The following is a 19,852-nucleotide window of genomic DNA, read 5'->3' on the forward strand; positions in this document are numbered from 1 at the left end:
CCCGGGCCGCCCGGCGCCGCGCCGGCGGCGCGGACCGGGCGGCGGGGACTACCGGGCGGCGCCGCGCGTGCCGACCACCTCGACGGTGACGCGGCGGTTCTGCGCGCGGCCGGCGGCGCTGCGGTTGTCGGCCGCCGGCTGCGTCTCGCCCTTGCCCTCGGTGTAGATGCGCGCCGGGTCCAACCCGGTCGACACCAGATAGGCCTTGACCGCCTCGGCGCGGCGCTGCGACAGGCGCTGGTTGTACTCGGCCGTGCCGACCGAGTCGGTGTGGCCGACGCTGAGCATCACCTCGACGGTGACGCCCTGCTGCTTGGCCAGCAGCGCGTCGAGCGCCGCCCTGCCGTCCGGCTTGACGACGGCGCGGTCGAAGTCGAACAGCGCGTCGGCCGCCAGGGTGACCTTGACGGCCGTCGGCTGCGGCGCGGCGGCCACCACCGGCGCCACCTCCACCGGCGGCGGCGCGGCCGGCGCCGGCGCCGCCTCGGGCACATAGGCGCGCGGCGCGGGGTTGGCCGGCCGGCCCAGCTTGTAGACCAGGCTGAGCGAGTACAGGTCGACGTCGCCGCGGTTGCCGACGGTGTCGTTGACGCGGTGGCGCTCGGCCTCGCCGCGCAGCGCCAGCGCCTCGCTGAACTTGTACTCCAGGCCGACGCCGAGCTTGGCGTTGAGCTTGCGTTCGCTCGACTCGGGATCGGTCACCGCCAGCAGGCGGTTGCCGCCGAAGCGGCTCTGGCTGCGGGCGTACTGCATGCCGGCCCGGCCCAGCAGCGACCAGCGCTCGGACAGCGGCAGCTGGCCGACCAGGTCGAGGCTCATGCCACGGAAGCTGGCTTCGCCGTCGAGCACGCCGCCGCCGTTGGTGGTCGAATGGAAGCGGAACTTGCCGTGGTCGAAGTAGCCGCCCTCCACCGCCAGGTAGCGGTTCAACTGGCGGCCGAGCAGCAGCTTGTAGCCGGTGTCGCGCTCGTCGCTGCCGAACGCGGTGACGACGGCGCCGTGGGCGGCCAGGCTGCGCTCCAGGCGCTCCTGGTCGATGCTGGCGCGCGACTGGCCCACGCCGGCGCCGACATACCAGGCGCTGTTGGCCCACTCGGGGTTGATGAAGGTGTCCTCGGCGCGGGCCGCGCCGGCGGCCAGCATGGCGGCCGCCAAGGCGCCCAGGGTGAAGATGGTGTTTGCGCTGTTCATATGGTGTCCTGTGCGGGTGGGCTTACTTGGCGATTTGGTTGTTGCGCAGCGTGACGGCGGCGGCGCTCAGCACACGGCCGTTGAGCAGCGTGGTGTTGTCGCCGACGGTGATGGCGGCGGCCTGGGCCAGCACGTTGCCCTTGAAGACGGCGTTGGCGCCCAGCGTGGTCGGACCGACCGGCAGCCAGTTCACGTCGGCCGCCGTGGCGCCGTTCTTCAGCGCGACGATGGCGTTGGCGGTGGCGTCCAGCGTCAGCGCGCTGCGGAAGATGTAGACGCCGGGGCCGCTCAGGGTCAGCGTGCCGGTGATGTTGATGGCGCCGGCGTAGCAGTACACGCCGGGTGGCAGCGTCAGGCCGCCCAGGTCGACGCCGCCGGCGAAGCTGACGTCGCAAGTGCGGCCGTTGGCGTCGGCGATGGCGACCTGCAGGTCGGCCAGCGCGCCGCTCAGGATGGCGCCCGACTTGTAGTTGGTGTAGCCGGCGGCCTGGGTCGGATCGACCGTTTGCGAGGGCGAGCCGACGTCGCCGGAGATCAGCGTGGTGCCGCCCGAGTTGTTGGTGATCGAGGTGCCGGCCAACACGGCGAAGCTGGCGGCGCGGCCCAGGTTCAGCGAGGCCGCCGCCGGCGGCGTGGGCAAGCTGGCGGCGACGGTCAGCAGCGCGCTGCCGGACTTGCCGGCGGCGCTGGCGCTGATGTTGGCGCTGCCGACGGCGACGCCGCTGGCCATGCCGCTGCTGTTGACGCTAGCGACCGGCGCGGCGTTCGAGCTCCAGACGGCGGTGTTGCTGATGATCGCCGTCGAGTTGTCCGAGTAGGTGGCGGTGGCGACGAACTGCTGGCCGGCGCCGACCACCACGCTGGCATTGGCCGGGGTGACGGCGATGCTGCTCAGCGTGACGTTGGCGACGGTCACGGTGGTGGTCGCGTTCTGGCCGCCGAAGCTGGCGCCGACCTGGCCGCTGCCGACGGCGACGCCGGCCACCAGGCCGCCGGCCGTGCTGCTGGCGACGGCCGGGTTGGCGGCGCTGAAGACGCTGGCGTTGCTGACGTCGGCCGAGCTGCCGTCGGCATAGCTGGCGGTGACGGCCAGCTGGCGCGTGGCGCCCGGCTGCAGCACGGGGTTCTGCGGCGTCAGGGTGATCGACAGCAGCGCCGGCGGTAGCACGGTCAGCGTCGCCGCCGCGCTCTTGCCGCCGAAGCTGGCGCTGATCGCGGCGCTGCCGCCGGCCACGCCGAGCGCCAAGCCGCTGGCGGCGTTGACGCTGGCGGTGGCCGGCGCGGCCGAGCTCCACTGCGCCGTCGCGCTGACGTCCTGGGTCGTGCGGTCGGCATAGGTGGCGGTGGCGACGAACTGCTGGCTCAGGCCCTGCGCGACCGACGCGCTGGCCGGCGTGACTGCCAGCGCCAGCAATTCGGCGGCGGGCAGGCCGAGGATGGGCGCGCGGCCCTGGTCCGAGCCGCCGCAGCCGGCGACCAGCACGGCCAACACCAGGCCGAGCGAGAGGGTGGATTTTTGTAGGTATCCCTTGAGGACGTTCATGGCGTGGTTCCTTGGTGTGCGCGGGTGGCGTCGATTGCCGGCGGATGGACTCACCCACCGGATCGACGACACTGGCCCGCTACTCAACAGCAAGCCAGTGCGGCCACTATTCCACGCGCCCCAGGGGACGGTATGTTCGCTGGCGCGCATTGCGCCGCCGCGCGCGCAAACATTGTCTCGTTCAACAACACAGCGGCGGCGCCGCTAGCGCGCGCCGAAGGGCCGGCCGCGCACGCCGTCGTAGACCGCGTCGAACACGCGCAGGCGCTCCAGCTGCTCGACGCCGCCGGCGCGGATCGGCGCCTCCAGCCGCAGCAGCTGGTCGGCCGGGTCGGCGCCGCCGAAGGCCGGCCAGCGCGGCAGGCCGGCGCCGTTCGGATCGCCGCCGCTGGCGAAGTTGACCCAGTAGCGCGCCATGTTGTCGGCCAGCGCGCGGTCGCCGTCCGACCAGGCCCACGGCGCCTGCGCCAGATGGTCGAACATGTACCACAGCTCGGCGAAGTGGCTGGCGCCCCAGCCGGCGTACACCGAGGCGGCCGGGAACGGCGGCCGCCGCGCGAAGCTGTAGTAGTACGCCGGGCGGCCGCCGGCGGCGGCGTGCAGGCGCGCCCAGGCCCACATGTCCCAGCCGAAGCGCAGCTCGCGCTCCAGGCCCAGGCGCGCCTCGCGCGCCTGCTCGTCGCTGGCCGCCGGGTAGGCCGCCAGCAGCGCCGGCGGCAGCGCGCCGACGCTGCGCTCGACGCCGGCGGCGAAGCCGGCCGCCGTCACCCCGGCCACGTCGACCAGGGCGCGCGCCTCCTCGGCGTTGGAGCCGAGCAGCAGCGGCACGTCGTGCTGGCGGCCCTGCACATAGGCCTCGTAGGGCGTCAGCGGCAGCACGTGGGGGTCGACCAGCGGATGGGCCAGCGCCTCGGCGCCGTTGCCCAGCAGTTGCGCCGCCGGCAGCGCGCGCAGCTGCGCCAGCGTGGCCGCGCCGCGCGCGGCGGCGAAGGCGGCGCCGTCGCGCTCGGCGTTGTCCAGCCGGTAGCCGGGCGCCAGCTGCAGCGGCTCGAAGATGCCGCCGCTCTGCGCGATGGCGCGCTGGAACAGGCCGCGCGCCAAGGGCGCCGCCAGCAGCGCGCTGACCGACATGGCGCCGGCCGACTGGCCGGCGACGGTGACCCGCCGCGGATCGCCGCCGAAGGCCGCGATATTGCGCCGCACCCAGCGCAGCGCGGCGATCTGGTCGAGCAGGCCGTAGTTGCCCGAGGTGTGGTGGGGCGACTCCAGCGTCAGCTCCGGATGGGCCAGGAAGCCCAGCGCGCCGAGCCGGTAGGCCACGGTCACCACCAGCACGCCCCGGCGCGCCAGCGCGTCGCCGTGGTACAGCGGCATGCTGGCCGAACCGTTGTTGTAGCCGCCGCCGTGGATCCAGACGATCACCGGCAGCGGCCGGCCCGCCCGCCGGGCCGGCGCCCAGATGTTCAGGTAGAGGCAGTCCTCGCTGACGGCGGGCGGCGTCTCGCCCGGCATCGACACGCCCTGCTGCATGCAGGCCGGGGCGAAGGCGGTGGCCGGGCGCACGCCGGGCCAGGGCGCCAGCGGGGCCGGTTCGCGCCAGCGCAACTCGCCCAGCGGCGCGGCGGCGAAGGGCAGGCCGCGATACACGTCCAGGCCGGCGGCGCGCTCGCCGCGCACGGCGCCCGTGTCGGTGCGCACCACGGCACCGGGGGCCGCGCCGGCGGGATGGAATGGGAACAGCAGCATGGCCAGCATGGCCAGGGCGCGATGGAACTTCAGCATGACGACTCCTCTCGATGAACAGGCGGCCAGTGTCGCGCCACCGCCCGCGCCGGGCCAGACCGGACCGTCCCAGCCTTGCCTCGCTTCGTCACAAAAACCCTTGGGCGCCGCATTCCGGGCCTTTTCGGGCGGGCTACGGGAGGATTTCGGGTGGCCTTGGGAGGATTTCTGATGGCTTTCGGGTGGCTTTCGGCGGGCTCCCGGCGGCTTTTCGAAGGCTTTGCGGCGGCGTTTGCGGCGCCGTTCCGGGGCGGCCGGCGGCGGCCTGCTAGAATCGTCGGCATGCTGACCCTGCCCTTTTTGCCGTCCGGCGCGACGCCGCGCCGCTGCCCGCCGTGGCTGCGCCGGCAGGCCCACGCCTATCTGTACTGGCTGGCTTTTTTGCTGCTGCTGGAGCCGGGCAACGTGCTGCGCGCCCACCAGGCCGGGCACGCGCTGGGCTGGGCCGACGAGGTTCTGCGCATCGCCGTCGCCGCCCTGCTGGGCAGCGCGGCGACGCCGCTGCTGCTGGCGCTGTCGCGCCGCTTTCCGCTGGCCGGGCCGGCGCGCTGGCGCCACCTGCTGGCGCAGGCGGCCAGCGCCGCCGCGCTGGCCTTCGCGCTGATCGCCATCGCCGGCCTGCTGGCGGCGTGGATCTACCAGGGCCGCTGGCTGCCGACACCGGCCCAACTGGTCGATCAATTGGTGGCCGACTTCTCCCTGCTGCTATGTGTGCTGGCCGCCTATCTGGCCTTCGTTCACGCGGCCCAGCTGTTCCGCCAGCGCGGCGCGGTTCCGGCGGCGACGGTGACGCTTGCCGCCGCCGACGCCGGGGCGGCCCCGGCGTGCGCCCCGCCCTATCTGACGCGGATCGAAATCAAGGCGCAGGGGCGCAGCAGCTATCTCGACCTGGCGACGGTGGACTGGATCGAAACCCAGGGCAACTACCTGGCGCTGCACGCCGGCCCGCAACAGCATCTGGTGCGCGACACGCTGCTCAACCTGGAGTCGCGGCTCGACCCGCTCCGCTTCGCGCGCATCCACCGGCGCATGCTGGTCGCGCTCGACCGCATCCGGCAGATCGAGACGGCGGCCAACGGCGACGCCATCCTGCACCTGGCTGCTGGGGCCGAGCTGCGCGTCAGCCGCAGCTACCGCGCCGCCCTGCGCGCGCGCTGGCAGCGGCCCGATGTTCTGCTATAATTGCGCGCCTTGGCCTGGTAGCTCAGTTGGTAGAGCAGAGGATTGAAAATCCTTGTGTCGGTGGTTCGATTCCGCCCCGGGCCACCAAGAACATGCCTCACCAAACGCCGATCCATGTAGATCGGCGTTTTTGTTTCTGGCACACGAAGTCCTTGTGTCCGGTCTATTTCTGGCCCCGTTCCCTCCTGTCGCACTACCATCCGAATTTTCCAAGTACTCATTTAGCTATTGAAATAGCATGCCGCATGTGCAGCGCGTCACCCAATAGACAAATCCTCTCGCTTGTCGCGCTTGTCGCGCTTATCCGCTGTTTTTCCCGACATTTAGAAGGCAAAACGTGATGAAACGTGAGTATTACAAGGAGGAAATATATTATCCTAATCGTCATGGAGGATTCCATGGGGAAATTTCCGTACTCCCGCTAACTTAGAAGATCGATAGCGGAGCGCCCAATATTCACGACGTTGTCAACAGTGCGTCTATGACGCTTTTCAACAGAGGAAGAAATAATGAAGTGCGTAAAACTAGATATGCTGAAAACTTTTCTCAGCAACTTCGACCATGACCTAGCTAATAAGCCAAATGGCCAGAGCATGTACAAATTCACGAATGGTCTTGTTCTGAATGTCTATGAGACAACCGGGGCAATCGTTTTTCAGGGCGAAGGAACTAGCGGTGAGCTCGCCAATCAAATTAGGAGCTTCATTGAAAGCGTTAATGCCCCATTTCTCAAGTAGGCAGACGGGCTAGGCAGTTTATCGCCTAATTTTGTGAAATAACAAAGAAAACTGAAGTACTCAAGCCCACGTTTGGCATCCAGCCTTCCACCCTGAATCAATCGCAACCGAAAAGGACTAAAAATGGCTCAGTTCCGAATCGAAACCGTCTTGGATCGCACTACTGGACGGTACTATGTTGAAGTGTATCAAGACAGCGAGGAAATTCCGCTGGTCGTTGGGAAACCAATCTATATGTCTCACGAACATGCGATGGCTGATTCAGTCGAGATCTTTAAGCAAGCCATGCCCACGCAGCCCATCACCGCTTGGCGCGAAAAGTAGACGACAGCAAGCGAAAGCGCAGGCGACTGAACTGAAAATCCTTGTGTCCGGTGGTTCGATTCCGCCCCGGGCCACCAAGAACAGTTCCAACGCAAAACGCCAACCCACGCAGGTTGGCGTTGTCGTTTCTGGAGTGAAGCGCGGATCGAGGCTTGCCGAGGAGCGCAGGCCCGTGCGGCCGCTTAGGCGGCCACCCTGCCACTCTCGGCCAGTCGTTTGAGCGACGCCAAGGTGATGGGTAGCCCGGTGCGCAAGGGATTGCCGACGATACGCCCCAGCAGAAAAGACAGCGCACCGGAAAAAGTCACTCTATGGACGACTTCGGTTCCGGTGGCAGTGGCGTTCAGTTCGTGCTCGAACACCATGCGGAAGAGTGGAATCTGCGACTCGACAGTGAACGACTTGTTGGGAACCACCGAAACGAAGTGCATTGGGACAGTGATTCCTTTCGGCGGCGTGATCTTGCCTTTGCTCCCAGTCTGGAATGGTCCGTCAATCGACGACTCCTTGGTGTCTGGGTCCCAAGTTTTCCAGTTGCGGACATCCGCATAAATCTCGAATATTTTCTCGGGCGGCACAGAGATCGTGACTCGGCTTTCCACTTGCATTTTTGTGCTCCTGTGTGGTCTACAAAAACCTGAACGCGCTCTAGGCATGCGGCAACTGCTTCGACATCTCGAGCCGCAGTGGCTTGACCCTTGGCCGCCTTTTCTGGCGCCACGGCGCATCCTCAACAGACGGGATAGGCCGATTCTTTTGCGGTCATGAAATTCAGGCCCGAACGCCAAGCGCGCATTATTCTTAATGCAATATTGCGCCAAGTATGACGCATTTCCGGTCGCAAATCAAAGAACTTCCTCCGCCGTGACGAAGCAATACCCGCCGACGGAAGACCACACACGGCAGCCGCATTGGCTGGGCCGTGTTGGGCTGTGATGCGAGACAAAGGCGGTGCCAGTCTAGACTCGACGTAGGTGCTGTCGTCTGTGGCGCAGATACCTGTCGCCATTCGCTGCCGTCGGCTTGCGGGCATGCATTCACCGTAATACTATGAATGCATCGCATGCATTCTATTGAGGTGACGCTATGGCAATGCTAACAGTACGCAACCTGCCCGACGAGGTGCACCGGGCGTTGCGCGCGAGGGCCGCTCAACACGGGCACAGCACGGAGGCCGAAGTTCGCGCCATTCTGTCCAATGCGGTGAAGCCGGAGGCGCGCCTTCGCATGGGTGACGTCTTGGCGGCATTGGGCCGCGAAATCGGTCTGACGAACGAGGATGTCGAGTCCCTCACCCAAACAAGGGACAGAACACCGGCCGAGCCGATGGGGCTGGAATGATCGTTCTCGATACCAATGTCGTTTCCGAAGCGATGAAGCCCGAGCCGCACCCCGCAGTGCGGGCTTGGCTGAACAAGCAAGTTGCCGAAACGCTGTATCTGTCCAGCGTGACGCTCGCCGAGTTGCTGTTTGGCATACGGGCACTTCCGGCCGGCAAACGCAAGGACACGTTGGCGCGGACCCTCGACGGTCTCATGGTGCCTTTTAGGGATCGGGTGCTGCCGTTTGACGTCGATGCGGCGCGGCACTATGCCGACCTGGCCGTCGCAGCCAAAGTCGCCGGGCGCGGCTTTCCAACACCGGATGGTTACATTGCCGCAATTGCGGTCTCGCGTAGGTTCATCGTCGCGTCGCGCGATACCGCGCCCTACCAAGCCGCCGGTGTCACCGTCATCAATCCGTGGCAATCGTAAGGCGGTTCAAGTAAAGCGTTTGCCTGCCGCAGCTTGCCCGGATGCTGAAGCGGGAAGCCGGCGACACGCAAACGCGCGCGGCGAGGAACTCAGGCGGCGGGCGCAGGTCGAACCATCATCGCGACCGCCGCCGCCAAGGCGACAACGCCGAACAACGGCCGGCCAACCCGTCGCGCTCAAGCAAAGGGGCTGCCATGCAAGCACAATTCACCGACTGGAGCGATGCCATCCTGGCCTCGCTGTCGAACGCGTTCGCCATGCTGTTTTCGTCCATCCCGAGGATCGTCGGATTCCTCGTCATCCTGGCCATCGGCTGGATCGTCGCCGCAGTCATCGCCAAAGCGCTGGCGTCGCTGTTGCGGGCCGCCCACTTCGACGGCTTTGCCGAGCGCGCCGGCCTGGCCGGCCTGCTGCAACGGAGCGGCGGCAGGCAAAACACCTCCGGCGTCGTAGCGGGGATCGTCAAATGGTTTGTCCGCCTGATCACGCTGATGGTCGCCTTCGACGCGCTGGGCTTGCCTGCCGTCTCCGAGGTGCTGCGCCAACTGCTGATGTGGCTGCCCAATTTGATCGTCGCGCTGGTCGCCTTGATGGTCGGCGGCATCGCGGCCAAGGCGCTGGGCCAGGCGGTTCAGAACGCCGCCGTCAAGGGCGAGCTGGAGAATCCGCCGCTGCTGGCGGCGGTGGCGCGCAACGCCGTCTGGGTGTTCGCCATCGTCGTCGCCATCAACCAGATCGGCGTCGCCGCGACGCTGGTGAACATCTTCTTCGTCGGCGTCGTCGGCGCGCTGGCGCTGGCCCTGGGATTGTCGTTCGGCCTGGGCGGGCGCGACAGCGCCGGCGCCCTCCTGCGCCGCTGGCAGGCGCGCCGGCAAGCGCCGGCCGGCCGCCTGCCGCAAGGCGGCGGCGAGGCCGCCAACCAAGACCAGTCCTACCAGGGCGAGTTCAGCGGCGACGAGCGGCGCGGCGCGCTGGGCGACCGCCGCAGCCAGTACCCGAGACGGGCCTAAGTCGGGCGGACACGGCTGCGGCTGCGGTCTATCTGCCGGGCCAAGGCGGTAAAGCTGGAGATGGCGTTCGCGCGGGTGAAGTCACTGCCTCATCATACGAAGAGATCGACGAGTCTGCTCAGCTGGCCTTGCCGCTCTGCTTGAGCCACATGCCGAACTCCCGCATCACATCGACGACGGGCCGCAAGCGGGCGCCGTCCTCGGTGAGCTGGTACTCCACCTTGATGGGCGAGGTCGGGTAGACGGTGCGCTTGACCAGGCCGGCGTCCTCCAGCGCGCGCAGGTCGAGCGTCAGCATGCGCTGCGAGATGCCGGGCACGTCGCGGCGCAGCTCGTTGAAGCGCTTCGGCCCGTCGACCAGGTAGGACACCAACAGCAGGCGCCAGCGCCCCCCCAGCAGGCGCATCGCCTCTTCCACGGAACATCCGGTCACATTGTTTTTCATCGTGCGCACAGCATAGCAGATGGCGCATGCAGGTATATTTTTTGTACCTACACGACAAACTACTGCCTTCTTACATTTTTATCCCAGATATATAGAATAGCCTTCGCCACCTCCGCGACGGCGGTGGCGCATCCGCCCCAGCCATTGGAGATCCCGCATGAAACTGTATTACATCCCGGGCAGTTGCTCGCTCGCCCCGCATATCGCGCTCAAGGAGCTCGGCCTCGACGCCACCCTGCTCAAGGTCGACCACCGCACGCACCGCGCCGAAGACGGTGCCGACTTCCTCGACGTCAATCCGCTCGGCTACGTCCCCGTCCTCGAGCTGGACGACGGCAGCCGCTTCCACGAGGGACCGGCGATCCTGCAATACCTGGCCGACCTGAAGCCGGAACTCGGCCTGGCGCCGCGCAACGGCACGCCGCAGCGCTACCGCCTGCAGGAGTGGCTCAGCTTTCTCACCTCGGAGATACACAAGGGTTTCATTCCGCTGCTCTATGCCGGCCTGGCCGGCAAGTACGCCGAGACGGCCAAGCCGAAGCTGCAACAGCGCTTCGCCTGGATCGACGCGCAGCTGGCCGGCCGCCAATTCCTGCTCGGCGACAGCTTCAGCGTCGCCGACGCCTACCTGTTCGCGCTGACCGGCTGGGGCCAGGCCGCCTGGCTGAAGTCGACCTTCAAGGCCGACATCCATTTCGACGGGCTGGGCAATCTGCAAGCCTGGTATCGGCGGGTGCGCCAACGGCCCGCCGTCCAGCGGGCGCTGACAGCCGAAGGGCTTGAGTAATCAAGCCCTGCGGCGCTAACTAAGCTTGCCGCCGGCCTCGCGGCGGGACGGCTGCGGCGCGCGGCCCCACCGCATCACCGCATCACCGCATCACCACATCACCACATCACCACATCAAATCGTCGGGGATCTGGAAGGCGGCGTACGGGTCGTCGGCGTCGACCTCGGCGCTGGCCTTGTTGACGCGCACCACCAGCGCAGCGTCGCGCTCGGCGATCTTGTCGGCGATCACGCGCGGCACCAGCTCGAACACGCCGGCCAGGCAGACGATCACCAGCCGGCCCGCCACCAGGTGGGCCTGCACGGCGGCCGAGACGTAGATCCGCTCGATCTTGCTGCCGTGGGTGAAGTTGTAGGCGATGTCGCCGTTGCCCTTGCCCTGGCGGTTCTGCTGCACCATCTGGGCGATCTGCGCGACGATGGCCTTTTGCGTGGCGGCGGCGTCGCGCTGGGCGTTGAGCTCGCGCGCCCGCTCGGCGTTCTTGCGCTGCACCTCCTGCGCCGCCAGGCGCACCTCGTCGACGCTCTGCGTGCCGGTGCGGCGCTCGACCTTCTTCTGCTTGCTCTTGTCCTGATTGGCCAGTTTGACCTTGGTCTTGTCGACCAGGCCGGCCTTTAAAAACTGCTCTTGTAGGGAAACCATGTGTGCTGCTCCGTAGTGGGTCCGCCGGCCCGGGCGGCTGCACCGGGCGGTGGAAAGGCTCTAGCATAGCAAAAATGTCGCCGCCGCAGACCGCCGATCACCGCCGGCCGCCGTCGCCCTGCGCGCCGGCGCACGTGCTCGCGGCTTGGCGCGGCTTGGCGCCGGTTGTCGCGGGTTGTCGCGGGTTGTCGTTATGCCGCCACCAAAATTGCCAATTCGATAAAATTTGTGTACATTTTTTTATTATTAAAATAGTATCGTGTCAGTTCCACCCCATCAACCACGACCAGGAGTAACCATGAAACGACTCGTCCTTCTCGCTGCCCTCGCTGCCAGCGGCCTGTCCCAGGCGGCTGAACTGTACAACAACGGCCCCGTCGTCGACGGCAACGGCAAATCGGTGCTGGTGCTGCCCTCGACCACCCTCGGCTTCGGCAACAACAGCGGCGCCGGCCTGGCCGTGGCCGACGACTTCAGCGTCGCCGCCGGCGTGAAATGGAACGTGTCGAGTCTCGACTTCTACGGCTACCAAACCGGCGCGACCGGCTTCACCTTCCAGAACGCCACCTGGAGCATCGTCTCCGGCGACGTCAACAGCGGCAGCGTGGTGGCCTCCGGCGTGACGGCGGTGAGCAACGGCGGACGGGTCGGCTACCGCGTCACCGAGACCACGCTGAACAACAAACAACGCGGCATCTACGACGCCCACGCCGACGTCGCCGACTTCACGCTCGACGCCGGCCACTACTGGCTGCGCTGGAGCCTGAGCGGCTCGGGCGTGTCGGGTCCATGGCAGCCGCCGACCTCGGACGGACGCGAGGGCAACGCCGCCCAGGCCGGCAACGGCGACCCGTTCACGCAGCTCGTCGACACCGGCTCCGGCCTGAGCGTGGAGCTGCCGTTCGCCGTGCAGGGCACGGTCAGCGCCGTGCCGGAGGCCGACACCTACGCCATGCTGCTGGCCGGCCTGGGCCTGGTGGGCGCGCTGGCGCGGCGCCGCAAGGCGGCCTGATCCTAGAGCCTCCGCCGACCACGACGCCAACCGCCACGGTTGGCGTCGCCGCTTCCGGGGGGCGCTCTCAGCGCGCCAGCGCGCGGACCTGGCACAGGCGGTAGGGATAGGGTTCGGCGCCGACGAAGGCCGGATAGCTGCGGCAGCCGGGCGCGGCGAAGTCCAGGCCGTAGCGGTGCAGCTGGTCGAGCATGCTGGCGTCGAGCGCGCGGTCGCTGGCGGCCAGGTCGATCCGGTACTGCGCCTGCAACTCCAGGGTGCACCATTGGCCGTCCGCCGCCGCCGGCAGATGGCGCACGTCGACCTGGAAGCGCACCTTGCCCAGCATGTGCTGCAGGCGCGCGCAGTCGGCCGGGCTGGCGGTCAGGCCGAGGCGGCGCGCCAGGTCGAGCTTGCGCTCGACGCCGGCCTGGCGGCCGTTGCGGGCGACCGGCAGCAACAGGTAGTGCGGACCGGCGCGGCGGGCCACGGCGGCCTGCAGGCGCTCCAGATAGGCGGGCGACTCGGGGAAGCCGTTGCCGATGGCGATGAAGGCGGTCTGCGGCGGGAAGAACTGGCGCAGCCAGGCCAGCGTCGGCATGGTCAGGAAGACCACCGTGTCCTGCGGCTTGGCGAGGGCCGGCGCGTCGGCGCGGAAGCTCCGCGTGGCCCAGCCGGCATGGCCCCAGGTGACGAAGGGCAGCGTGTACAGCGCGCAGGCCAGCAAGGCCGCGCCGCCCAGGCGGCGCGCCGTGGCGGCGCCCAGCATGGCATGCAGCAGCAGCCAGACCAGCAGCGGCGCCAGCAGTTCGATCGGCACCAGGTAGCGGTAGATGCTGAACAGGCCCATCCAGATCAGATAGGACAGCACGAAGAACAACAGCGTGAAGCGGCCGCGGGCGTCGAGCGGCGTGGCGGCGGCCGGCGCGGCGCGGCCGGCCGGCGCGGCGCGGCGCCACAGCGCCAACAGCAGCCAGGCGGCCAGCACGCAGTAGGCCAGCGGCCAGATCCACTGGCGCAGCGGCACCTCGGCCACCCGCGCCATGTCGGCGCTGAAGACGAAGGGCCACAGCAGGGCCTCGGCGGCGCTTTTCGGCAGGTGGCCGAGGTCGATCACGCCCACCACCCAGGCCAGCGGGCTGCGGAAGATGTTGTTAAATTGGGGGAACAGCGGGTTGCCGAACAGGGTCCACATCTTGTAGAACCAGAAGCCGGTGCTGGCGGCCATGCCGGCCAGCACGGCCAGGCCGAAGCCGAAGGCCAGCCGCAGGCGCTGCCAGAACGGCAGCGGCACGGCGAACAGGGCCAGGCACAGCGCGGCGGCGAAGCCGGCGTTGGTCAGCTTGAGGCCGACGCCCAGGCCCATCGCCAGGCCGGCCAGGCCCAGCGTCAGCGCGGCGCCGGCGCCCCAGCGCAGCAGGCTCGGCCAGCGGCGCAGCAACAGGTGGAGGGAGGCCAGCACCAGCAGCGAGGTCAGGTTGTCGCCCATCGAGTTGCCCAGCTCGGCGAGGAAGCCGGCGCCCAGCGCGCCGGCCAGCGCCAGCAGCAGCGCCGGGCGGACGGCGCCGGGCGGCAGCAACAGGCGGGCGATGGCCAGCAGCAGCACGAAGTTCAGGCCGTGCAGCGCGCCGAACAGGAAGCCCACCAGCGGCCCCGGCAACAGCGCCGTCAGCACGTAGTAGGGCACATCGACCAGCGGGTTGAAGTAGCTCTGGAAACCGGCCGGCGAGATGTCGACGGCGAGGCTGTCGTTGAACCAGGCGTAGGGGTTGTACAGGTGGTAGTTGCGCATGTCCCAGCCGTCGTCCTGGCCGAGCAGCAGGGACACCAGGCCGAACAGCAGCGGCGCCAGCAGCGCGGCGCGGCGCGCCGCGCGCGGATGGGTCAGGCAGGCGCTGCGGCGGCCGAACCAGGCCTCCAGCTTGCTTATGGTCGAGGTCATGGGGGAATTCCGGGTCAAAGTGGTGGCGGCCTCAGTCGGCGGCGGCGGCCGGCACGGCCAGGTAGGCGAAGCGCTTCTGCTCGATGCGGCCCTTGGTGACGGCGTCGAGGATGATGCCGCAGGTCAGCAGGATCATGCCCAACAACATGACGGCGGCGCACAGCACGGCCGTCGGCAGGCGCGGCACCAGGCCGCTGGCCAGCCAGGTGCGCAGCAGCGGCAGCGCCAGCGCCCCCGACAGCAGGGCGCAGCCGGCCGCGCCGATCGAATAGCAGGCCAGCGGCTTTTCCGACTTGAACAGGCGGGCGATGGTGCCGAGGATGCGCAGGCCGTCGCGGTAGGTGTTGAGCTTGCTGAACGAGCCGGCCGGCCTGGCCTTGTAGACGGTGGCGATCTCGGCCACCGGCATGCGCAGCTCGAGGGCGTGGACGGTCAGCTCGGTCTCGATCTCGAAACCGGTCGAGTGGGCGGCGAAGGACTTGACGTAGCGCCGCGAGAACACCCGGTAGCCCGACAGGATGTCGCTGAAGGTGCGGCCGAACAAGGCCGCGACGGCGCCGGTCAGCAGGCCGTTGCCGAGGCGGTGGCCGAAGCGGTAGGACTCCTGCTGGACGGCGACGCGGTTGCCGACGAGCATGTCGAGGCACTCGGCCAGCAGCCGCGCGACCATCTGCGGCGCGGCGGCGGCGTCGTAGGTGTCGTCGCCGTCGACCATCACATAGGCGTCGGCCTCGACGTCGGCGAACATGCGGCGCACCACGCTGCCCTTGCCCTGGGCCGCGACGTGGCGCACCACGGCGCCGGCGGCGCGGGCGATGGCCGCCGTGTCGTCGCTCGAGTTGTTGTCGAACACATACACGCGGGCCTGCGGCAGGCAGGCGCGGAAATCGCGCACGATCGCCGCGATGGTGGTCGCCTCGTTGTAGCAGGGCACGAGGACGGCGATGCGCGGACGCTGGGGATCGGTCATGGGAACGGGGCGGAAGGGCAATCGGCGATTATAGTTCTTTTCGGGCAACAAGACCACACGCCGCGGCGGCGCCCGGCACGGTATTTCCCTCGCCGCGGCGGCCCTGCCGCGCTAAGATGGAGTCCCCGCCCCCCGCCCCAGCGACCATGAACCAAGCCGACCGCGAGCTACTGCTGCTGCAAGACGCCCTGGCCAGGACGCTGGCCAACCCGGCCGACGGCCGCCGCTGGCAGCAGCTGTTCGCGCGCTTCGATCAGTGCGCGGCGGCGCCGGCGCGCCAGGCCGTGCTGGCGCGGTTGGCGCGGCAATCCTTCGACGGCGCCGCCGGCTTCCTGCAGGCCACGCTGCTGGCGCGCCTGAGCGGCGAGCGCGGCCACATCGAACGGGCCGCCGCGCTGGCGCTGTCGATCACCCCGCTCGACGTCGAGCGCCTGCACGCCTTTGTCGCCTACGAGTGGGGCGACGCGCTGCGCGACGGCATCGACCGGACCGGCTTCGTCGCCCGCCTGCGCCAGGCCCGCGCGCCCGAGCTGGTGGCCTTGATGGGCCGCGAGCTGGTCGCGCAAACGGCCGCGCCGCTGGCGCCGCGCGCCGTCGAGCGCGTCGCCCGGGTGGCGCTGGTGACGCCGTTCCTGGCCGGCGCCGGCCACACCCCCACCGTGCTGGCGCTCGAGCACGCCGCGCTGCTGCGGCGGGCCGGCCTGCAGGTGCGGCTGTTCGCCCCGCAGGACCAGTTGCAGCTCGAACAGGGACACTATCTGGGCCACCCCGGCCAGCTGGTCGGCATGCCGCCCGACCTGGCCTGGCTGGGCGCGGCGCTGCCGGCCGGCGTGTCGGCCTCCATGAGCGACCCGACCTTCTCGCTGCCGGAGCGCTGGCGCGCGATGCTGGCCCTGATCGGCCCCTTCGACCCCGACCTGGTGCTGTTCGTCGGCCTGCAGTCGCCGCTGCTGGCGCCGCTGTACGCGGCGCGCCCCGTGCTCGGCCTGTGCCTGCACTCGACGCCGCCGATGGCGCCGGTCGACGTCTGGCTCAGCGCCGCCGCCGAGCACTGCGGCGAGGGCGCCGGCGCCGCCGTGTGGGGCGCGGCGCTGCCGCCGGCCTGGGGCCTGCACTATCCCTACCGCCTGCGCTACCGGCCGGCGCCGGCGCGCCCGCGCGAGGCGCTGGGGCTGGCGCCGGGCCAGTTGGCGCTGGTGACGGTGGGCGCGCGGCTGGGCGAGGAGATCGCCGGGCCGTGGGCGGCGCGCATGGCGGCGCTGCTGGCGCGCCGCGCCGAGCTGGTGTGGCTGCTGGTGGGCGGCAGCGGCGCGCTACCGGCGGCGCTGGCCGGCGCGCCGGCCGGCCAGCTGCGCCTGCTGCCGCAACAGGCCGGCGTGGCCGACATCCTGCCCGCCTGCGCGCTGTTCCTCAACCCGCCGCGCATGGGCGGCGGCTTCAGCGTGGCCGAGGCGATGGCCCAGGCGCCTGCCGGTGTTGGCGCTGGGCGGCAGCGACGGCGGCGCCAAGCTCGGCGCGCTGGCGGCGGCCGACCTGGACGACTACTTCGCCCGCCTCGACGCCTACCTGGACGACGCCGCGCTGCGCGCGCGCGACGGCGCCGCGCTGCGCCTGCGCTTCGAGCGGGACATGGACCTGGAGCGGGCCGGGCCGGCGCTGCTGGCGGCGGCCGAGCTGGCGCGCCGGCGCTACCAGGCGCGCCGCGCCGCGCTCACGGCGCCGGCAGCTTCCTGACGCGGGCCGGCACGCCGAGCGCCAGCGTGTCGGCGGCGACGTCGGCGGTGACCACCGAGCCGGCGCCGATGAAGGCGCCGTCGCCGACGCGCAGGCGTTCGAGCACGGTGGCGCCGATCGCCACGGTGACGCCGCGCCCCAGCGTCGACAGGCCGCCCAGGTTGCTGCCCGGCTGCAGGCGCGAAAAGGCGCCGACCACGGTGTCGTGGCCGACCGTCACGCCGCGGTTGACGAAGACGTGCTCGCCCAGCCGCACGCCGGGGCCGAGCACGCTGTTGGCGCCGACGAAGACGCCGGCCGCCAGCGCCGCCAGCGGCGACACGTAGGCGCTGGGGTGGACCAGCGTGGCGAACGGCAGCGCCCAGCGCGCCGCCACCAGCGCGGCCAGCTCGGCGCGGGTGGGCGTGGTCGGGCCGAGCAGGTACAGCTCGTCGGCGCCGGGCACGAAGCGGTCGACATGGTCGACCCGCGGCGTCTGGCCGAACGGCGCCAGCGCCGCCAGCCGCTCGGCCAGCGAACGGTCGCGCTCGCCCACCTGCTCGGCGTGGTGCAGCACGACGCGGCCGATGTCGAAGCCGTTGGCCAGCGCGCAGTCGAACAGGTCGGAGACGATGTTGCTGGTGCCGAAAACCACCAGGCGCGGCCGGCTCATGGCGCGCGCCGCGCCGCCGTGGCGGCGCTGGCGGCGGCGGGAAAGGCGGTGGTGGCGGGACTGGCTGGCGGACGGTAACTCATGCAATCTCCTCGGGCACTGCCGGGATCGGCCCGCCGTCCAATGTACGCCGGCCGTGCGGCGGCGTCAATCGGCACACGGCCCCGGCGCCCCAGATCGCCGCGCCCGGTTGCCACACGCCGCGGACGCGGCGCCTGCGGCTGGGCGACCAGGCGGGGCGCCAAGGCGGCGCGCCAAGGCGGGGCGCTTGCCAAGCCGGTGGCGCTGGGCCATCATGGGGCCATGAAAACCGCCGCCCCCCCCTCCCTGCCGCGCCTGCTGTGCGCCGCCCTGCTGGCGCTGGCCGGCGCCGCCTGCGCCGGCACGCCGCCGGCCATGGCGCCGGACGCCGCCGCGCCCGACGCCGCCGCGCTGTGGCAACAGATCCAGGCCGAGACGGCGGACGCCGCCTGCGACGGCCCGCAGCACTGCCACAGCATCGCCATCGGCAGCAAGGCCTGCGGCGGGCCGGCGCGCTACCTGGCCTGGTCGAGCAAGCACGACGACGGCGCCCGCCTGCGCGCGCTGGCGGCGCGCCACGCCGCGCAAAGCAAGCTGGAGGACGAGCAGGCCGGCCTGCTGTCGAACTGCATGGCGGTGCAGGCCCCGGCGCCGGCTGCCGCGCCGGGCGCTGCGTGCTGAACCCGCCCGGCATCGGCGGACGCGACAGCAAGTAGGCCGCCGCGCCGCCAGCAACAAAGGCCGCCGCATACCACCCGCCGCCCTCTTGGCGGGCGCGCCGCCGGCGCGCCCGTTTCCCTTCCCTGCGCCCGCGGCGCCTCGACCACCTCCGCCTTCAATCGGCCCCTGCCGGAAGCCGGCGGCACGCCGGCACCGCCAAGCGGCGGCGCGGCAAAGCGTCGGCCAAGACAACGCCATTCAATTCAGCCGTTTTAAGCACGGCGCCGCCGCGCCGGCCGGCCCCTCCACGTCCGGCATCGGCGGATTTTCCATTTTCCGGCGTCGATGTTGTCGCATTTTCACATCACTTTTTCAACATTTCCGCTTGCTAGAGACAAGTCACTAAACCGGCCGGGATGCCATATCCATCACCTTATCCCAGAGGAAAACAAATATTACACGCCGTAATATTGTGTTTTCTGAATTAAATATTATCAAAATTTCTAACAATTTCCATGACATTTCGATATAGTTTCCCAAGATCCAGTCAGCAGCGGACTGGGCATTCCTGCCGCCCATTCGGCGCCGGGAAGCGGGCGGCATGCCGGCCGATCAACGTCGACCGCCACGCCGCCCCCAGCAGACCGGGACAACACCAGAACAAGCCCGGGAACATTCAAATCACAAGGAGAGATCGTATGACGTCGCACCAGTATTCGCAGCAAGGGGTTCGTGCCAATGGCGCCGCCAAGTTCAAACAGGTTCTGACCGGCTCGCTGATCGGTCTGGCCGTGTTGGCGTCGTTGCCAGCGGCCCAAGCCGCCAACACGACCACCATCGCGTTTGAATCGCCCGACCTGCTCGGCGGCCTGGCCGCCGGCGAGAGCTTTATCGAATCGGGCTACAAGATGACGGCGGTCGACCCCTACGGCGGCGACGGCGGCGTAGGCGTGGCGCAAATGGACGGCACCTGCGCCCTCGACTGCCCGCTCGGCAACAACAGCCACTACTATCTCGCCATCAACGACGGCATGCTCAATTTCGCCCGCGTCGACGGCCTGGCCTTCAAGCTCAACAGCTTCGACGCCGCCTTCACCGCGCCCCTGCCGCAATCGAGCCCCGGCGTCTCCTTCGGCCGCATCACGCTGACCGGCATGTCGCATGGCGTCGCGCTGAGCACCAGCTATGAACTGCCGGGCCAGCGCGCCGACAACCGTTTCTACTTCAGCAACTTCCTCGTCAACAGCGGCGTCTTCGCCCAGACCGCCTTCGACTCGCTGACCATCGGCTCCTGCGTCTACACCGGCAGCGGCAACGCCTGCGCGCCGACCGACAACCTGGCCCAGTTTTCGCTGGACAACGTCAACGTCAGCGCCGTGCCCGAACCGGGCAGCTGGGCCATGCTGGCCCTGGGCCTGGCCGCCATCGGCGCCGTCACCCGCCGCCGCGCCCGCCAAGCACGCTAAGCACCGACCGAACCACGG

The 19,852-nt window shown here is 69.4% G+C and carries 18 protein-coding genes and 1 tRNA gene; 11 read left to right on the forward strand and 8 right to left on the reverse strand.

Annotated elements, in window-relative coordinates; all coding sequences use genetic code 11:
• Window positions 1–48 precede the first annotated feature (48 nt).
• From QC826_RS25740 to QC826_RS25750, 3 genes are all read right to left on the reverse strand, one after another.
• Window positions 49–1,191, reverse strand: coding sequence for an OmpA family protein (locus QC826_RS25740; RefSeq protein ID WP_279763021.1), 1,143 nt, complete (start codon window positions 1,189–1,191; stop codon window positions 49–51).
• Window positions 1,192–1,213: 22 nt separating this feature from the next.
• Window positions 1,214–2,734, reverse strand: coding sequence for an ice-binding family protein (locus tag QC826_RS25745; RefSeq protein ID WP_279763022.1), 1,521 nt, complete (start codon window positions 2,732–2,734; stop codon window positions 1,214–1,216).
• 204 nt (window positions 2,735–2,938) lie between these two features.
• Window positions 2,939–4,516: a carboxylesterase/lipase family protein gene (locus QC826_RS25750; protein ID WP_279763023.1), complete on the reverse strand. Its 1,578-nt coding sequence runs from the start codon at window positions 4,514–4,516 to the stop codon at window positions 2,939–2,941.
• A 282-nt stretch (window positions 4,517–4,798) separates the two neighbouring features.
• Here QC826_RS25750 and QC826_RS25755 point away from each other — a divergent pair, with 282 nt between their 5' ends.
• The 3 genes from QC826_RS25755 (at window position 4,799) to QC826_RS25765 (ending at window position 6,759) form a co-directional block, all read left to right on the forward strand.
• Window positions 4,799–5,698, forward strand: a complete 900-nt coding sequence (locus QC826_RS25755; RefSeq protein WP_279763024.1) for a LytTR family DNA-binding domain-containing protein — start codon at window positions 4,799–4,801, stop codon at window positions 5,696–5,698.
• A gap of 11 nt (window positions 5,699–5,709) precedes the next feature.
• Window positions 5,710–5,785 (forward strand) — tRNA-Phe (locus QC826_RS25760).
• 773 nt (window positions 5,786–6,558) lie between these two features.
• Window positions 6,559–6,759: a hypothetical protein gene (locus QC826_RS25765; RefSeq protein ID WP_279763025.1), complete on the forward strand. Its 201-nt coding sequence runs from the start codon at window positions 6,559–6,561 to the stop codon at window positions 6,757–6,759.
• Between the two features lie 182 nt (window positions 6,760–6,941).
• Here QC826_RS25765 and QC826_RS25770 read toward each other — a convergent pair whose 3' ends face one another.
• Window positions 6,942–7,367, reverse strand: a complete 426-nt coding sequence (locus QC826_RS25770; protein WP_279763026.1) for an SRPBCC family protein — start codon at window positions 7,365–7,367, stop codon at window positions 6,942–6,944.
• Window positions 7,368–7,845: 478 nt separating this feature from the next.
• Here QC826_RS25770 and QC826_RS25775 point away from each other — a divergent pair, with 478 nt between their 5' ends.
• From QC826_RS25775 to QC826_RS25785, 3 genes are all read left to right on the forward strand, one after another.
• Window positions 7,846–8,100, forward strand: coding sequence for a FitA-like ribbon-helix-helix domain-containing protein (locus tag QC826_RS25775; protein ID WP_279763027.1), 255 nt, complete (start codon window positions 7,846–7,848; stop codon window positions 8,098–8,100).
• Window positions 8,097–8,513: a type II toxin-antitoxin system VapC family toxin gene (locus QC826_RS25780; RefSeq protein WP_279763028.1), complete on the forward strand. Its 417-nt coding sequence runs from the start codon at window positions 8,097–8,099 to the stop codon at window positions 8,511–8,513. The genes QC826_RS25775 and QC826_RS25780 overlap by 4 nt, the downstream gene beginning before the upstream one ends.
• Window positions 8,514–8,707: 194 nt before the next feature.
• The gene (locus QC826_RS25785) at window positions 8,708–9,523 is read left to right on the forward strand and encodes a mechanosensitive ion channel family protein (RefSeq protein ID WP_279763029.1); all 816 of its coding nucleotides are present in this window, start codon (window positions 8,708–8,710) and stop codon (window positions 9,521–9,523) included.
• 118 nt (window positions 9,524–9,641) lie between these two features.
• Here QC826_RS25785 and QC826_RS25790 read toward each other — a convergent pair whose 3' ends face one another.
• A complete protein-coding gene (locus tag QC826_RS25790; RefSeq protein ID WP_279763030.1) occupies window positions 9,642–9,968 on the reverse strand; it encodes a helix-turn-helix domain-containing protein in 327 nt (108 codons plus the stop codon).
• A gap of 157 nt (window positions 9,969–10,125) precedes the next feature.
• Between QC826_RS25790 and gstA the strand changes: the two genes are divergently transcribed.
• A complete protein-coding gene (gene gstA, locus QC826_RS25795) occupies window positions 10,126–10,755 on the forward strand; it encodes a glutathione transferase GstA (RefSeq protein WP_279763031.1) in 630 nt (209 codons plus the stop codon).
• Window positions 10,756–10,861: 106 nt separating this feature from the next.
• Here the strand turns inward: gstA and QC826_RS25800 are convergent, their stop codons facing one another.
• Window positions 10,862–11,398, reverse strand: coding sequence for a DUF2058 domain-containing protein (locus QC826_RS25800; protein WP_279763032.1), 537 nt, complete (start codon window positions 11,396–11,398; stop codon window positions 10,862–10,864).
• A gap of 298 nt (window positions 11,399–11,696) precedes the next feature.
• Here QC826_RS25800 and QC826_RS25805 point away from each other — a divergent pair, with 298 nt between their 5' ends.
• Window positions 11,697–12,410: a PEP-CTERM sorting domain-containing protein gene (locus QC826_RS25805; protein WP_279763033.1), complete on the forward strand. Its 714-nt coding sequence runs from the start codon at window positions 11,697–11,699 to the stop codon at window positions 12,408–12,410.
• 67 nt (window positions 12,411–12,477) lie between these two features.
• Here the strand turns inward: QC826_RS25805 and QC826_RS25810 are convergent, their stop codons facing one another.
• Together QC826_RS25810 and QC826_RS25815 are read right to left on the reverse strand one after the other, a co-directional pair.
• Window positions 12,478–14,331, reverse strand: coding sequence for a glycosyltransferase 87 family protein (locus QC826_RS25810; protein WP_279763034.1), 1,854 nt, complete (start codon window positions 14,329–14,331; stop codon window positions 12,478–12,480).
• Between the two features lie 31 nt (window positions 14,332–14,362).
• Window positions 14,363–15,301: a glycosyltransferase gene (locus QC826_RS25815; protein WP_279763035.1), complete on the reverse strand. Its 939-nt coding sequence runs from the start codon at window positions 15,299–15,301 to the stop codon at window positions 14,363–14,365.
• A gap of 146 nt (window positions 15,302–15,447) precedes the next feature.
• Between QC826_RS25815 and QC826_RS31385 the strand changes: the two genes are divergently transcribed.
• The 3 genes from QC826_RS31385 (at window position 15,448) to QC826_RS25830 (ending at window position 19,834) form a co-directional block, all read left to right on the forward strand.
• Entirely contained in the window at window positions 15,448–17,361 is a 1,914-nt protein-coding gene (locus tag QC826_RS31385) for a hypothetical protein (RefSeq protein WP_313872807.1), read from the forward strand.
• A gap of 629 nt (window positions 17,362–17,990) precedes the next feature.
• Window positions 17,991–18,389 (forward strand): hypothetical protein, encoded by a 399-nt coding sequence (locus QC826_RS25825; RefSeq protein WP_279763037.1) that lies wholly within the window; start codon window positions 17,991–17,993, stop codon window positions 18,387–18,389.
• 677 nt (window positions 18,390–19,066) lie between these two features.
• Complete coding sequence (locus tag QC826_RS25830; protein ID WP_279763038.1) at window positions 19,067–19,834, forward strand: NF038120 family PEP-CTERM protein; 768 nt, start codon at window positions 19,067–19,069, stop codon at window positions 19,832–19,834.
• Window positions 19,835–19,852: the final 18 nt, after the last annotated feature.

This window comes from Rugamonas sp. DEMB1 (genome assembly GCF_029834475.1).
Lineage (GTDB): Bacteria > Pseudomonadota > Gammaproteobacteria > Burkholderiales > Burkholderiaceae_D > Rugamonas > Rugamonas rubra.

What these genes read in the sequence shown, in the direction of transcription:
- QC826_RS25830 (WP_279763038.1), top strand. Translation starts at nt 19,067, where the DNA reads ATGACGTCGCACCAGTATTCGCAGCAAGGGGTTCGTGCCAATGGCGCC.
- QC826_RS31385 (WP_313872807.1), top strand. Translation starts at nt 15,448, where the DNA reads ATGAACCAAGCCGACCGCGAGCTACTGCTGCTGCAAGACGCCCTGGCC.
- QC826_RS25775 (WP_279763027.1), top strand. Translation starts at nt 7,846, where the DNA reads ATGGCAATGCTAACAGTACGCAACCTGCCCGACGAGGTGCACCGGGCG.
- QC826_RS25745 (WP_279763022.1), bottom strand. Translation starts at nt 2,734, where the DNA reads ATGAACGTCCTCAAGGGATACCTACAAAAATCCACCCTCTCGCTCGGC.
- gstA (WP_279763031.1), top strand. Translation starts at nt 10,126, where the DNA reads ATGAAACTGTATTACATCCCGGGCAGTTGCTCGCTCGCCCCGCATATC.
- QC826_RS25810 (WP_279763034.1), bottom strand. Translation starts at nt 14,331, where the DNA reads ATGACCTCGACCATAAGCAAGCTGGAGGCCTGGTTCGGCCGCCGCAGC.
- QC826_RS25805 (WP_279763033.1), top strand. Translation starts at nt 11,697, where the DNA reads ATGAAACGACTCGTCCTTCTCGCTGCCCTCGCTGCCAGCGGCCTGTCC.
- QC826_RS25785 (WP_279763029.1), top strand. Translation starts at nt 8,708, where the DNA reads ATGCAAGCACAATTCACCGACTGGAGCGATGCCATCCTGGCCTCGCTG.
- QC826_RS25750 (WP_279763023.1), bottom strand. Translation starts at nt 4,516, where the DNA reads ATGCTGAAGTTCCATCGCGCCCTGGCCATGCTGGCCATGCTGCTGTTC.
- QC826_RS25790 (WP_279763030.1), bottom strand. Translation starts at nt 9,968, where the DNA reads ATGAAAAACAATGTGACCGGATGTTCCGTGGAAGAGGCGATGCGCCTG.
- QC826_RS25740 (WP_279763021.1), bottom strand. Translation starts at nt 1,191, where the DNA reads ATGAACAGCGCAAACACCATCTTCACCCTGGGCGCCTTGGCGGCCGCC.
- QC826_RS25755 (WP_279763024.1), top strand. Translation starts at nt 4,799, where the DNA reads ATGCTGACCCTGCCCTTTTTGCCGTCCGGCGCGACGCCGCGCCGCTGC.
- QC826_RS25765 (WP_279763025.1), top strand. Translation starts at nt 6,559, where the DNA reads ATGGCTCAGTTCCGAATCGAAACCGTCTTGGATCGCACTACTGGACGG.
- QC826_RS25825 (WP_279763037.1), top strand. Translation starts at nt 17,991, where the DNA reads ATGAAAACCGCCGCCCCCCCCTCCCTGCCGCGCCTGCTGTGCGCCGCC.
- QC826_RS25815 (WP_279763035.1), bottom strand. Translation starts at nt 15,301, where the DNA reads ATGACCGATCCCCAGCGTCCGCGCATCGCCGTCCTCGTGCCCTGCTAC.
- QC826_RS25770 (WP_279763026.1), bottom strand. Translation starts at nt 7,367, where the DNA reads ATGCAAGTGGAAAGCCGAGTCACGATCTCTGTGCCGCCCGAGAAAATA.
- QC826_RS25780 (WP_279763028.1), top strand. Translation starts at nt 8,097, where the DNA reads ATGATCGTTCTCGATACCAATGTCGTTTCCGAAGCGATGAAGCCCGAG.
- QC826_RS25800 (WP_279763032.1), bottom strand. Translation starts at nt 11,398, where the DNA reads ATGGTTTCCCTACAAGAGCAGTTTTTAAAGGCCGGCCTGGTCGACAAG.